The sequence below is a fragment of the Xenorhabdus sp. KK7.4 genome (genome assembly GCF_963876465.1).
GTDB lineage: Bacteria > Pseudomonadota > Gammaproteobacteria > Enterobacterales > Enterobacteriaceae > Xenorhabdus > Xenorhabdus stockiae.
In genome coordinates, this window is the sequence record NZ_CAWNQF010000078.1 from 142,339 (window position 1) to 158,171 (window position 15,833).

Sequence of the window (15,833 nt, forward strand, 5' to 3'; positions counted from 1 at the left end):
TTACCTGATTGTATTTGCCAGTTTCTGCCAGAGTTTACCCACCCAGAGTTTGGTTGATGGGGTGGATAACATGGTCATATGATTGCCGGGTACAGGCATCGCGTCCAGTTTTGCAACATGTGTGCGCCACTGAGTTTCACGGTTTTTTATTTCATCCGGGTTTTCGTCTTCTGCACTAATCAGGTGGACGAGCCCTTCATAACGTGCCCGGGGAATATAGCGGGTGTTCAGGTTAGCCTGCATAACGCGAATGATCCCTTGCAGTAGTGATATTGATGTTTTTGCCCGGAAAAGGCCGGCTTTTATTAAGGCATTGTGTAAAAGCTGGTGCTGCTCATCCTGTGTCAGGTTTTCAAAATCCTGTCGGGTGAGAGAAAGCGGCTGATCTAATATCATATCGTAGATATCAATCAACTCCATTATCGTCTCAGTATGGCTGACAGGCTTATGGATAGAGCCTTGCTGGTTGGGTTCGTCTGTATCAACAAGAATGAGGTCAGCTACCTGTTCGCCCTCGGCCTGTAGTTGTAAGGCGATTTCAAAGGCGATCCAGCCACCAAAAGAGTGACCTAACAGATGATAAGGCCCGTGGGGCTGAATCTCACGAATAGTCCGGATGTAAGCTCGGGCTGCCTCTTCAACGCTGTTATGCGGATAATTGTGCTCAGCAGTAAAACCACGGGCTTGTAAAGCATAAATGGGCAGTTGCGACGGGAATGATAACGCCAGTTCAAGCAGGCTGGACGGGCTGGCTCCTGCTCCGGGCATACAGAATAGCGGGGAGACTGATTTAGAACCCAGCTGAATGATAACACGCGGGTCGAAAGCCGGAACGGCCTGTATCTGCTCAGTGATTGAATCTGCAATCTGATTAAGGAAAGGAGGCTGCATAATAGAGAAGTGCGTTCCGCCAATGGGGCAGAGTACAGAATGGTGCCCGGCGATATCGCGCCAGCCATGCCAGCGGTCACGATTGTTTGACTCATCTGCGGCATAGAGATGAACAGGCAGGGATGACTTGGGCGGAACATAGTCTTGTCCCAGCCGGGTGATCAGCTCAGCGGTATGAGTACGCGTAAGGATATCGTTCTGCGTGATATTCGCCGGCACCCATTGATGCTCAATGCAGTAATCAATAATCTGCTCCAGACTGCTGAGTTTGTACAGTGCTTTCAGCGCCTGTTCATCATCAATATTCTTCTGAGTACGCAGTGAATCAATGATTAACCCGATTTGTACAGCTGCTTTATCTTCACTAGCCCTGTCTTCATGAAGCGTATTGTTATCAGTATCGCCATTGACATAATTATAGGTGTCAATCATGCCAAGGAATTCCACGACTTCATTGTCATTGATTAACTGTTGAGCGATTTCATAGGCAATCAGGCCACCAATAGACCAGCCAGCCAGACGATACGGTCCCTCAGGCTGAATGCGGCGGATAGCCTGAATATGGCAGGCCGCAAGTTCTTCAATGGAGGTGGGTTGCGGTTCCAGTGTATGAATGCCGAGCGCCTGTAGTGCGTAAACGGGAAGCTCAGCCGGCAGTAGCGTTGCTAATGGAGAATAAACCAGCGGATCGCCGGAAGTCTCGTGTATCAGGAATAGTGGTGGTAAAGAGCCAGACGGACTTAATGGTATTGGGTTTGCATCAAACGGCGATTCTGGTACGGCAAGGTGTTTATCCACAGCGGCAGCCAGCTCACATAATGTGGGGTGAGCAAACAAAGCGGTCAGCGGAGCTTCCATTTCCTGTTCCTTCATTCGGTTTAGTAGTTGTATTGCGAGTAATGAGTGACCGCCCAGTTTAAAGAAATGGTCATAACGGCCAACACGTTTCAATCCCAATAGATCCTGCCAAATTTGTGCCAGCGCGATCTCAGTTTCGCCCATCGGGGCGGCATAATTATGTACTATCATTGCGGATAAATCAGGAGCAGGCAGTGCCTGCCGATCAAGTTTACCATTAGGGGTTAATGGGAAAGCCTCCAAAGTCACAAAAGCACTGGGTAGCATGTACTCAGCAAGATGTTGGGCAAGTTGCCGGCGAAGTTCAGCCGGGACTAACTTAGCGCCCATATGCGGTAATAAGTAAGCAACCAGACGTTCTTGTCCGCCTGTTTGTTCATCAACCGTGTTTTTACGGATAATGACGACCGCTTCACGTACTCCATCACATTTTGCCAGCCGGGTTTCTATTTCACCGGGTTCAATTCTGAAGCCTCGTAGCTTAACCTGAAAATCATTACGGCCAAGATATTCGATATTGCCATCCGGCAACCAGCGCCCGAGATCGCCGGTTTTATACATCCGCTCATTCGGATAGGCAGAAAAAGGATCGGGCAGGAAGCGCTCAGCCGTCAGTTCTGGCTGATTCAAATAACCACGGGCTAATCCGGCACCGGCGATATAGATTTCACCAATGACACCAACGGGGATCAGTTGCCTGTCAGGGTTAAGAATATAACAGCGGGTATTGGCAATGGGACGCCCGATGACGGAGACATCCGGGACAACACGTGTAGCATCGTACTCATACCATGTCGCATCACCATTAATTTCAGATGAACCATAAAAATTAAGCAGCCGGATCCACGGATAATTTGTGACTATTTGTCGTGCCAGTTTGGGTACCAGCTGTTCCCCGCTGCAAATCAATATCCTGATAGATTTCAGGGCGTGTTCATCATTATTCTGGATTAAGAACTTCAACAGGGAAGGAACGATGACCAGTAAATTTACACCAGCATGTTGTAGGCTTGCGCGGAAACGGACAGGATCTTTCACCTCATGCTTGTCGAAAACCACCAGCCGCCCCCCTGTTAATAGGGTACTCAGCGTTTCTGTTATTGAATCAACGAAGCTGATACTGGTTTTCAGTGCTGTGATAAGCGGAAGTGTCACTCTGTCATGCACAAACCATATATCGTTCACAAACCACAATAACCGGTTACTCATGGCTTGGTGGCTGCTCATGACACCTTTAGGAACACCCGTTGAACCGGATGTGTAAACAACATAGGCCAGATGCTGATCTGTTATACCGGACACTTCCGGATTATGTTCTGGTTGTGTATCCATAAACGGTGTCTGGATATCTAAAAGGACTATTGGCAGAGCGTCCGAAGATTCTAAATCGCATAACATATCGGGATAAATGGTCTGATAGATTTCAGACTGAGTCAGTAATGCTACCGGAGCGGAGTCTTTGAGCATATACTTCAGTCGCTCTGCCGGATAGGCCGGATCAAGCGGAACATAAGCTCCACCGGCTTTAAGAATACCGAGTAAACCGACAACCATTTCGGGGCTGCGTTCGAGACAAACCGCAACTCGATCATCAGGGCGTATACCCTCTGCAATCAAGTAATGAGCCAGATGATTAGCCCGGCGGTTAAGTTCACGATAACTGATGGCCTGATCTTCAAATACTACCGCAATCGCGTCAGGGGATTGCTCTGCCTGAGCTTCAAACAGCCTGTGGATCAGGGCATCTTGCGGGTTGTCTGCTGGTAAGAAAGTAGCCTGAGTCGTATTAAAATCGACCAACAGTTGCTGCTGTTCCAGTTCCGGCAGCATTGGGAGTGTCACAACCGCTTGCCTTTCATCAGCTGCCATTGCCGTCAGTACATTTGTGAAATAACCGGCCATTCGTTCAATAGTTGAATGATCGAACAAGTCAGTGGCATAGGACAGTGCGCCTGCCAGACCAGATTCAGTTTCAACCAGCGATAGCGTTAAATCAAAATGGGTGGTGTGCTGTGTCTGTTCAAATGGCGTGAACTGTAACTCAGGTAAAATCAGCTGCTGAGCGGGTGTGTTATTTAAGGCCAGCATGACCTGAAAAACAGGGCTATAGCTGAGTCTGCGTTCAGGCTGTAAGGCTTCCACTACCTGTTCAAAAGGCAATTCCTGATGAGCAAAGGCTGCCAGCGCACTTTCTCTGACCTGAGTCAGCAAATCCACGATATTAAGTTTTTCATCAAACTGAATACGCAATGCCAGTGTATTGACAAAAATACCCATTAATCCTTCGAGTTCAGGATACGGACGACCCGCAACGGGGGTGCCGATGACAATATCATCCTGACCACTGAGTCGTGCAAGGACAATGCTCCAGCCAGCCAGTACGGTCATAAACAGGGTCGAATTATGGCGCTTTCCAAGGGTTTTCAGTGAAGACAACACGCGGTTATCGAGGTGGAAAGCAACCTGACTACCAACATAGGTTTGTACTTTCGGGCGAGGCCGGTCAGTCGGTAGTGTCAGTAATACGGGAGCATCTTTAAGTTGCCTACGCCAGAAATCACGTTGTTCAGCAAGGACTGTTTCCTGCAATGATTGATGTTGCCAGACGGCGTAGTCAGCGTATTGAATGGGGAGTGGCGGCAAAACGGCAGTCTGTCCATTGAGCGCGGCACGGTAGAAAACCCCTAATTCCCGTACCAGTATTCCGATTGACCAGCCATCGGTAATAATATGGTGCAAGGTGATCAGCAGAATGTGTTCCTCATCTGCCAGTTGCAGCAATTGACCACGGATAAGTGGTCCACAGGCAAAATCGAAAGGCGTCTGTGCTTCACGTTCAGCAATTTCGGCAACCCGCTGGTTTTTCTCGGCTGTATCAAGCAGGCGCAGATCATGGCTGGATAAGTTAAAGCCGATATCGGCAGCATCAATATGCTGATAAGGCTGGTTTCCATTTGACACAAACCGAGTGCGTAATCCCTCATGACGGGCTACAAGATTATCAAGCGCGGAGCATAACGCCTGATGATGCAGTTTGCCGGTCAGGCGTAATGCCGCCGGTAGATGATAAGCAAGGCTGGCGGCAGGATCGAGCTGACCAAGAAACCATAACCGTTGTTGTGCAAAGGATAAAGGCAGCCTCTGGCTGCGATCTGCCACTGCTATCATAGTTTGGTTAGTCGTATCAGCCTCAGCAATAGCCTGTGCTAAATCCATCAGGACTGGCTGGGCAAATAATTGTTGCAGAGGTAACTCGCGTTTCAGCATTTGACGCACGCGGGCAGCCAGTTGAACGGCTAACAGCGAATGCCCGCCCAGATCAAAAAAGTGATCATATCGCCCAACTTGTTCCAGCCTGAGTAACTCTTGCCAGATTTTCGCCAGAACAGTTTCTGTTTCACCAACCGGAGCTACATAATCACGGGTAGCAATAGCCGATGAATCCGGGGCGGGAAGTGCCTTGCGATCCAGTTTGCCGTTAGGTGTTAACGGAAGCGCATCTAATATCACAAAAGCTGTGGGCAGCATATATTCAGCAAGATGTCGGGCCAGCTGCTGGCGTAATTCAGCAGGGCTCAGGCTCACGCCTTCCTGTGGGCACAGATAAGCGACCAGCCGTTTCTGGCTATTTTCATTAACAACCTCTTCACGGGCGATAACGACAGCTTCCCGTACGCCGTGGCACAACATCAGCTGAGCCTCAATTTCACCCAGTTCGATACGAAAACCGCGTATTTTCACCTGAAAATCATTACGGTTGAGATATTCAATATTGCCGTCGGGTAACCAACGGGCAAGATCGCCGGTTTTATACATGCGGGCATGGGATTTCGTTGAGAACGGATCAATCAGGAAGCGTTCGGCGGTAAGCTCCGGACGATTCAGATAACCCCGGGCAATGTTTACGCCCGCAATATAAAGCTCACCGGCGACACCAAGAGGCGCAGGACGGCAATATTCATCAAGAATATAGATCTGAGCATTGGCGATCGGGCGCCCGATAGGCGGCAGAACCGGCCAGTGTTCAATTTCCTTGTCTAAGGTATAGGACGTGACAACGTGACTTTCCGTCGGGCCATAGTGATTGTGTAACCGACAATGCCCCGCACGTTGCAGAAAACGACGAATGGTCGGGGTGATACGTAATTGTTCACCGGCAGTAATAATATGGGCCAGACAGGATATATCGCTCTCATTACTATTGCCTGAGCGATGGCTGTCGGCTTCGGCAAGGTGCTGAAGTGCAATAAAAGGAAGAAAAATGCGGTTAATCTGCTTTTGCTGAATCAGCCGCAGGAGTTGCAGAGGCTCCCGACGCAGGGTTTCATCAATCAGCACCAGACAACCGCCTTCACTTAGCGTAGTGAAGATTTCCTGAAAAGCGACATCAAATCCCAGTGCCGCAAATTGCAGGGTTTTACCGTTTCTGGTGAGGCATGAATCAGCCTGACGCTGCCATTGTAGTAAATTTGACAGAGTCATCAGTGGCATTTCCACCCCTTTAGGTAATCCGGTTGATCCCGAGGTATAAATCACATAAGCCAGATGGTGAGGCTTCAACCCAATTGATTGTGTATCTGGATTATGCTTCGGCTGCCCAGCCAGATAAGACTGCGGCTCATCAAGCAACACGATAGTACAGGATGGCGCAGGGTTTAATGTTTCCACCAGTGCCGTTCGGGTGAGTAAAACTGTTCGGGTGAGTAAAACCACCGGAGCTGAATCTTTCAGCATATAGGCCAGCCGTTCAGCCGGATAAGTCGGGTCAAGGGGGACATAAGCACCACCGGCCTTAAGAATGGCGAGTAATCCCACTACCATTTCCGGGCTGCGTTCAAGATAGATTGCTACGCGTGTATCAGGGCGGACACCTTGCGTCATCAGATAGTGCGCCAGCTGATTGGCACGGCGATTCAGTTCGCCATAACTCAGGGTTTGATCTTCGAATTCTACTGCGATTGCATCAGGGCATTGTTCTGCCTGAATCTCAAACAGCGGATGAATTAACGCATTTTGTGGGTAACTTACCTGTGTAGCGTTAAAATCCACCAGTAACTGCCGTTTTTCCGGTTCCGATATGATAGGAAGGGTAGCGATGGTTCTGCTTGCATCGCTTACCATCGCTGCCAGTATATTAGTGAAATAACCCGTCATACGTTCAGCCGTGGTGTGATCAAACAAATCAGCAGCATAGATTAAAGCGCCCGCCAGACCGGATTCGGTTTCTGTCAGCGACAGGGTTAAATCAAAATAAGCGCCATGATGGGCCTGTTCAACCGATGAAAGCTGTAAACCGGGCAATACCAGTTTCTGAGGCGGTGTATTATTCAGTGTCAGCATCACCTGAAAGATCGGGCTGTAGCTGAGGCTGCGCTCCGGCTGTAAGGCCTCCACGACCTGCTCGAACGGCAGGTTCTGATTGGCATAGGCAGCAAGCGATTGTTCACGAACCTGCGCCAGCAAATCTGTCACTTTGAGTTCGCGGCTGAATTTGACACGTAATGCCAGTGTATTCGCAAAGAAACCAATCAGGCCTTCCAGTTCTTTATGCGGGCGGTTGGCAACCGGCGTGCCGATAACAATATCATCCTGCCCGCTCAGGCGGGCGAGTACGATGCTCCATGCGCTCAGCAGGGTCATAAACAGTGTGGTGTTGTGACGCTGACCTAATTCCTTGAGCGATGTCAGTAAGCGGGCATCAAGATGAAGAGAAACCTGCCCACCGGCATAGGTTTGTACTGCCGGACGCGGGTAATCAGCAGGCAGTGTCAATAAAGCCGGAATGTCAGCAAGCTGGCGACACCAGAAGTCGCGTTGTGCATTCAGCGTTGCCTGTTGTTGCTGATCGCGCTGCCAGACAGCATAGTCGGCATACTGAATAGGCAATGGCAGTAAGGGGTTATCACTACCGTCAAGAGCAGACTGGTAAAAATCGCCCAGTTCACGCACGAGTATACCCAGTGACCAGCCGTCAGTAATGATGTGATGCAGGGTGAGTAACAATACATGCTCGTCATCAGCCAGCTGAAGTAACTGCCCACGCATCAGAGAACCCTGCGCAAAATCAAAAGGTGTCCGGGCTTCGAGATCGACAAGTTCAGTGACCCGGCGGGTCTGTAAAGCCGGATCAAGCTGGCGCAGGTCATGGCAGGGCAGAGAAAAACCGATATCAGCGGGATCGATATGCTGGTAAGGATGCCCGTCGATGGAGATAAAGCGGGTACGCAGACTTTCATGGCGGGCAATCAGATGGTTGAGTGCGCTAGTCAGTGCCTGCCGATTAAGTAAGCCGGTAAGACGCAGTGCCGCCGGAAGATGGTAGGCGAGGCTGGCAGCCGGATCGAGTTGCCCCAGAAACCACAGCCGTTGTTGAGCAAAAGAGAGCGGCAGAAGCTGATTGCTGTTGGCGCTGGGGATAATGACTTGTGTTGTCGTTGCCGCATCAGCAAGAGTATGTGCTAATGCCACCAGCACTGGCTGGTCAAATATCTTCTGTATGGGTAACTCACGGCCCAGCATCTGACGAATACGGCCAGCAAGCTGAATTGCCAGCAGGGAATGACCACCGAGTTCAAAAAAATGGTCATAGCGGCCGACTCTTTCCAGCCCTAGCAGTTCCTGCCAGATTTGCGCCAGAACAGTTTCAGTTTCACCAACCGGAGCCACATAGTGCTGTGTCACTATCGCGGATGTACTCGGGGCAGGGAAGGCTTTACGATCCAGTTTACCATTCGGTGTCAGTGGGAATGTCTCTAACGTGACAAAAGCACCGGGCAACATATACTCAGCAAGATGCAAAGAAAGCTGCCGGCGCAGTTCAGCCGGGATCAGTTCGGTTCCCTCATGTGAACGCAGATAAGCAACCAGACGTTGCTGATTGGGTTCATCTTCACGTACCAGAACCACGGCTTCCCGTACGCCGTGACACTGTAATAATTGCGTTTCGATTTCACCCAGTTCAATGCGGAAACCACGCAGCTTAACCTGAAAATCATTGCGTCCGAGGTACTGGATATTTCCGTCCGGCAGCCAGCGTCCCAGATCACCGGTTTTATACATCAGCTCGTTCGGTTGGGACGAAAAGAGATCGGGCAGGAAACGCTCATCCGTCAGTTCCGGAAGATTCAGATAACCACGGGCTAATCCGGCACCGGCGATATAGATTTCGCCAGTGACACCAAACGGAACCAGTTGTCTGTCAGGATTCAGAATATAGCAGCGGGTGTTGGCGATTGGACGCCCGATTACCGATACATCCGGTACGCCACGCTCAGCGTTATATTCATACCAAGTTGCGTCACCATTAATTTCAGATGAACCATAAAAATTGAACAATCGGAGCCACGGATAATTTGTCACTACCTGCTGTGCCAGTTCGGGTGCCAGCCGTTCTCCGCTGCAAATCAGTATCCTGACTGATTTCAGGGTATGCTCATTACTATCCTGTATTAGGAGTTTCAACAGGGAAGGCACGACAACCAGTAAATTCACCTCAGCATGCTGTAAACCAGCACGGAAGCGGGCAGGATCTTTGACCATAGGGTTGTCGAAAACCACCAGCCGTCCTCCTGCCAGTAAGGTACTCAGAGTTTCTGTTACCGAATCCACAAAGCTGATACTGGTTTTCAGCGCGGTGATAAGCGGGAAGGTGACTATATCGTCCACAAACCATATATCGTCCACAAACCATATATCGCGTACAAACCACAACAGCCGGTTACTCAGGGCATGGTGGCTGTTCATGACACCTTTAGGCACACCTGTTGAACCAGATGTGTAAACAACATAGGCCAGATGCTGATCTGTCATACCGGATATTTCCGGATTGTGCTCTGGCTGTTCTTCCATAAACGGCATCTGAATATCGAGCAGGACTTTCGGTAAAGATTCCGCAGACTTAGGCAGAATATCGGAGTGAATAACCTGACAGGTCGATAGCTGAACCAGTAATGCGACCGGAGCAGAGTCTTTGAGCATATAAGCCAGTCGTTCAGACGGATAGGCCGGGTCAAGCGGCACATAAGCCCCACCCGCTTTGAGAATAGCCAGTAATCCCACCACCATTTCCAGACCCCGTTCGACACAGATAGCTACCCGGTCATCCGGACGTACACCCAATGCAATTAAATGATGAGCTAAGCGGTTAGCATGGCGATTCAGCTCGCCATAACTGAGTGATTGCTGACCGTGTACCACTGCAATGTCATCGGGGTGATGCATGGCTTTGGTTTCAAATAGCTGGTGGATAAGTGCACTTTGTGGGCTGTCTGTTGGCAGGAAAAGAGCCTGAGTCTGATTGAAATCCAGCAATAATTGCTGTTGTTCCGAAGCCGGAATGACCGGCAACGGTAAAATCGGTTGCTGAGGGTTATGTGTCAGGGCATCAGCCAGACCACTGACCGCGGTGAGCAGGTACTGGAGTATACGGTCAGAATCGATTCCGGTTACAGTCTGTGCCTTCAACTGGAAATCTTCGCCTAAGTCATCCACGGTGAGTGTAACAGGGTAGTTAGTCTGTTCTTCCGCTGACAGAACCCGTATGCCTTCCCAGGTTGTATTGACTGTTTCTGTTTCATTACTCTGGCTATGCCGGTAATTCAGTAAGGCGCTGAACAGAGGCATAGGCTGAGCCACGCCACTGCATTGTTGTGCCAGTGATAGCGGAGCCTGTTCATGTTCCAGCAGATGAGTCAGATTGCGATAAGTGGCCTGTACGACTTCCTGAACACTTGCTGTTTTCTGCAAATTGCGGTCAGTCAGGGAAATCCGGACTGGTAGGGTATTGATAAACATCCCCAGTATGCGCTTAACCCCGGATATTCCCTGTAAACGGCCCAGTAATACAGAGCCAAAGACAACATCGTCATGACCGCTGGTATGTGCCAGCACCTGAGCCCATGCGACGTGGAACAGTACGCTGGGGCTGACACCCAGATGGCGGGCCTGAGTACGGATATGCTTTGCCAGAGCCGGATCAACCGCTAGATGAGACTGATGAATAACACGGTTATCGTTTGGTATTCTGACGATGCCAAATGGCGCAGTGGGTTCAGTAAAATCGGCTAGCTGGGTACGGAAATAGTCCTCATGTACTGAGATCGGCACATTTAAAATTCGGGCGATAAAATCCCGGTAAGGTAGAGCTACTGGTAGTGATTCCGACTGCCCCTGCAATACCTGAGCGATTTCGGCAAAAATCAGTTCCAGTGTCATATGGTCGCTGACCAGATGGTGAAAACGCAGAGACAGCAGCCATTCATCCTGTGCTGTATCATAAGCAATATCAGCAGAGAATAACGGAGCGAGGTTCAGATTGAGGCGATTATGGTGCGGATCCGTGTGAGCACTTAGCTGTGATAGCACTTCGTTTTCAGTTGTCGGTATGAAGTGATGAATATGCAGTGGTGCCCGACGCCAGACTACCTGAACAGGCTGAGCCAGCTCCTGCCAGTAAGCAGAGGTGCGCAGAATATCATGACGATCGATGATGTGCTGCAATGCGGCCAGAAAAGTGTCAAGGCGTTCACGGCTGTCAAAGGCCAGCAGGCTTTGCAGCAGGTAATCATCCCCATGAGTCTGCAACAAATGGTGGAACAGAACCCCTTCCTGTAGCGGTGCCAGTGGGTAAATATCCTGTATATTACTGACTCCGCCGGGAATGGTTGCGGCAATGGCATCTATCTCTGATTGTGACAGGGAAACCAGTGACAGCATATCCGGAGTAATCGCTGTGCAGTCTGCGGTAATGAGGTTAGGGGGGACGACAAAAGCGGGAGTATCGCGCTGATAGACTAAAATCACCTGCGCCAGTTCGCTCAGGATAGGGGCTGCAAACACATTCCGTACATCAAGCCGTAACCCAATGTTATGCAACCGGTCAATCATGCTGACAATCATCAGGGAATGCCCGCCTAGTTCGAAGAAGTGATCATGCCGACCAACTTTTTCCAGCCCCAGCAACGTCTGCCAGATCCGCGCTAACGCAATTTCCATTTCGCCTGCGGGGGCTTCATAGCCTCGCCTGATTACTGCTGACTGATCTGGGACAGGAAGCGCCTGACGATCCAGCTTGCCATTGGGTGTCAGCGGAAAGGCATCGAGGATGACAAAGGCACTGGGCAGCATATAATCAGCAAGATGCTGAGCGAGTTGCTGGCGTAATTGTGCGGGAGTCAGTTCAATGCCATCCTGAGCCAGCAGATAAGCAACCAGTTGTTTCTGACTGCCTGTTTTTTCCGCAGATGCTTTTTCACGGGCGATGACTACGGCTTCGCGCACGCCGTGACACTGCATCAGTTGTGTTTCGATTTCTCCCGGTTCGATGCGAAAACCACGTATTTTCACCTGAAAGTCATTACGACCGAGATACTCAATGTTGCCATCTGACAGCCAGCGACCCAGATCACCGGTTTTATACATACGCGCATTCGGAGCAGGGGAGAATGGATCGGCAAGGAAACGTTCCGCCGTCAGTTCAGGGCGATTCAGATATCCACGAGCCACTCCGGCTCCGGCAATATAAATTTCGCCAGTGACACCAGACGGAACCAGTTGCCTGTCAGGATTCAGAATATAGCAGCGGGTATTAGCAATTGGGCGTCCGATGACGGAGACATCCGGCACACCCCGCGCTGCATCGTATGCATACCAGGTTGCGTCACCATTAATTTCTGCTGAACCATAGAAATTAAACAGCCGGAGCCACGGATAATTGGTGACGACCTGCTGTGCCAGTTCGGGTGCCAGCCGCTCTCCGCTGCAAATCAGTATCCTGACTGATTTCAGAGCCTGTTCATTACGCTCCTGCATTAAGAGCTGTAAAAAGGAAGGAACAACGACCAGTGAATTCACACCATAATGCTGTAGACCTGCACAGAAGCGGGCAGGATCTTTCACTTCGTGGTTGTCGAAAACCACCAGTCGTCCTCCCGCCAGTAATGTACTCAGAGTTTCTGTTACCGAATCCACAAAGCTGATACTGGTTTTCAGTGCTGTGATAAGCGGGAAGGTCACTATATCGTCCACAAACCACATATCGCGTACAAACCACAACAGCCGATTACTCAGGGCATGGTGGCTGCTCATTACGCCTTTGGGAACGCCCGTTGAACCGGAGGTGTAAACGATATAAGCCAGATGCTGATCCGTTATGCCGGGTACCTCTGGATTATGCTCTGGTTGTTCTTCCATAAATGGCGTCTGGATATCGAGCATGATGACGGGCACTGTATCGGAATGAATGGCCTGACAAGTTGACGGCTGAACCAGTAATGCGACCGGAGCGGAATCTTTGAGCATATAAACCAGTCGTTCGGTCGGATACGCCGGGTCAAGCGGCACATAAGCACCACCCGCCTTAAGAATAGCCAGTAATCCCACCACCATTTCCAGACCCCGATCGGCACAGATAGCAATCCGGTCATCCGGGCGTACACCCAGGGCAATCAGATGATGAGCCAGACGGTTGGCGTATTGATTCAGTTCTGCATAGCTGATTACCTGATCTCCACAGATGATGGCTGTAGTATCAGGGTGCTGTTCTGCCTGAGCTTCAAAAAGCGTGTGGATGAGAGCATTTTGAGGGTTTTCTGTTTGAAACGTTTGTGTTGAATTAAACTCCACTAACAATTGCTGTTGCTCTGAAGCGGACAGCAACGGCAATCTGGCAACGGGTTGCATGGCATCTGCTGTCATCGCCATCAGTACCTGTTTCAGATAACCGATCATACGTTCAATGGTGGCAGCATCGAATAGATCAGTGGCATATTCCAGTTCACCCAATAATCCGGCTTTGGTTTCAGTCAGCGATAAAGTCAGATCGAAATGAGTACTGTAACGTACCTGTTCCACCGGCGTCAGTTGCAGGCCGGGCAGGGTTAATGTTTTTGCCGGTGTATTATTCAGGGCCAGCATAACCTGAAAGATCGGGTTATAACTCAGGCTACGCTCGGGTTGTACTATTTCCACCACCTGCTCGAAAGGCAATTCCTGATGGGCATAGGCAGCAAGTGACCGTTCACGGATTTGCGTGAGTAACTCTGCAACTGTCGGGGATTCACTGAATGTGACCCGCAACGCCAGTGTATTGACGAAGAACCCAATTAAACTCTCAAGCTCATTTCCCGGCCGATTGGCGACCGGTGTGCCGATAACGATATCATCCTGTCCGCTCATTCGGGATAGAACGATACTCCAGCCTGCCAGCAGCGTCATAAACAGAGTAGCCTGATGGCGTTGTCCGAATAATTTCAGTGCCTCTGACAGGGATGCATCAAACTGAATCGGCACCTGTCCGGCGGTATAACCCGGAGTAGCAGGGCGTGGGCGATCGGTGGGGAGTGTCAGTAAATCCGGGGCACCTTTAAGCTGACGGCTCCAGAAATCACGTTGTTCCGCGAGAACATCACCCTGTAACCAATTCCGCTGCCAGAGCGCATAATCGGCGTACTGAATGGGCAGTGGCGGGAGTGATGTATCACTATTATTTTCGGGGTCATTATTATCGGAGTCATTATTATCTGGATCGCATTCCACGCGGTAAAGGGCACTCAGTTCATGTGCCAGTACACCAATTGACCAGCCATCGAAAATAATATGGTGCTGAGTGAACAACAAGACATGATCGTCATCAGCTAATTGTAATAGCTGACCCCGGATCAGCGGGCCTTGGGTCAGGTCGAAGGGAGTCCGGGCTTCAAGTGCGGCAATGTCGGCGATATGCTGCATATGCGTTTCTGAATCCAGCGTACGCAGATCCTGATAAGTCAGGGTAAAGCCCGTGTCAGCAGGGTCAATATGCTGGTATGGCTGACCTTCGGTAAGCATAAAACGGGTACGGAGAATTTCATGGCGGGCAACCAGCCGATTGAGGGTAGTGGTCAGGGCATGACGATTCAGTTGTCCGGTCAGGCGCAGTGACATGGGAATATGATAAGCCAGACTGGCCGCTGGTTCGAGCTGGTGAAGAAACCACAGGCGTTGCTGTGCAAAAGATAATGGCAGGGGCAGATCACGGTCAGCATGCTGAACAGGCGGTCGTTTCTGGTGCTGCTGAGTTTGTAATTGCTCTTTAAGTTTCTTTTTCAAAACAGCCCGTTTCAAATCTTCAAGATTCATATCGCTCTTTATCATTTGTCGCTGTCTCCACCTAACATGGCCATTAATTCCTCTGCGGACATTGAATCCAGTGTGTCCTGAAGGGAGTCAATATTGTTTTGTCCCACCGCTTCCTTTTGTGCTGCGAAAATTATTTCTGCCTGATCCGCCAGTCTGGGGGAAAGGAACAGTGAAGCGATGGGGATCTCAACCAAAAATTCATTCTGAATGCGGGTTGCGAGCTGACCTACCATCAGAGAGTGACCGCCCAGTTCAAAAAAGTGATCAAAGCGGCCTACACGCTCCAGTCCCAGCAGGCTTTGCCAGATTTTTGCCAGTGTTGCCTCTTCTTCATCGTTCGGTGCTTCATACTGGCGCGTAACAATCGCTGACATATCAGGCGCTGGCAGAGCCTGACGATCCAGTTTGCCATTAGGAGTCAGCGGGAAAGATTCAAGCGTGACAAAAGCGCTGGGCAGCATATAGTCGGCAAGGTGTCGGGAAAGCTGCCGGCGCAGTTCAGTTGGGGTTAGTTCAATGCCATCCTGAGCAATCAGATAGGCAACCAGTTGTTTCTGTCCGGCCCCGTCTTCGCGGCTCAGAACAATCGCCTCACGCACACCATGACACTGCATCAGTCCGGCTTCAATTTCGCCCGGCTCAATGCGGAAACCACGCAGTTTGATCTGTTTATCAGTGCGACCGAGGTAATCGATATTGCCATCGGCACGCCAGCCCCCCAAATCACCGGTTTTGTACATACGGGCATCAGGTTCAGAAGAGAATGGATCAGTAATAAAGCGTTCCGCAGTCAGCTCGGGGCGATTCAGATAACCACGGGCAACGCCTTTGCCTGCGATATGGATTTCCCCTGTAACGCCGATAGGTACAGGTTGACCACGTGAATTAAGAATGTAGATCCGGGTACTGGCGATTGGGCGGCCAATAGGAATGGAGTGTGCGACATCAACAGGCGATTTTATCTCATA

1 protein-coding gene and 1 pseudogene (1 of these 2 running past the window's edge) are annotated in these 15,833 nt (G+C 50.3%); both read right to left on the minus strand.

Features of this window, described 5'->3' with window-relative positions; genetic code table 11:
- Complete coding sequence (locus tag AACS90_RS13425; protein WP_099120569.1) at positions 1-14,880, minus strand: non-ribosomal peptide synthetase; 14,880 nt, start codon at positions 14,878-14,880, stop codon at positions 1-3.
- Positions 14,877-15,833 (minus strand): annotated as a pseudogene (locus AACS90_RS13430) (non-ribosomal peptide synthetase) (its annotated part continues 5,787 nt past the right edge of the window); the annotation flags it as partial. The pseudogene AACS90_RS13430 and the gene AACS90_RS13425, both read right to left, overlap by 4 nt.